Source organism: Klebsiella sp. S69, from assembly GCF_016516145.1.
Lineage (GTDB): Bacteria > Pseudomonadota > Gammaproteobacteria > Enterobacterales > Enterobacteriaceae > Klebsiella > Klebsiella oxytoca.
In genome coordinates this window covers 1-355 of record NZ_JACVUU010000094.1, presented here as the reverse complement: position 1 = coordinate 355, position 355 = coordinate 1, and the positions used below count along the sequence as shown (strand labels likewise).

The following is a 355-nucleotide window of genomic DNA, read 5'->3' as shown; positions in this document are numbered from 1 at the left end:
GTCGGAGTCACTGTCAGAGTCGGAATCGCTGTCAGAATCCGAATCGCTGTCAGAATCCGAGTCGCTGTCAGAATCCGAATCGCTGTCGGAGTCGGAATCGCTGTCGCTATCCGAATCGCTGTCGCTATCCGAATCGCTGTCGGAATCCGAGTCACTGTCAGAGTCCGAATCGCTGTCAGAATCCGAATCACTGTCAGAGTCCGAATCGCTGTCGCTGTCCGAATCCGAATCCGAATCCGAATCGCTGTCGGAGTCCGAGTCGCTGTCGGAGTCCGAGTCGCTGTCAGAGTCCGAATCGCTGTCTGAGTCCGAGTCACTGTCGGAATCCGAATCGCTGTCTGAATCGGAGTCGCTG

General features: G+C 56.1%; 1 protein-coding gene. It reads left to right on the top strand.

Annotated elements, in window-relative coordinates; genetic code table 11:
* Positions 1-355, top strand: a 355-nt coding sequence (locus IAE27_RS29385) for a hypothetical protein (RefSeq protein WP_200093439.1), incomplete at both ends; no start/stop codon positions are given.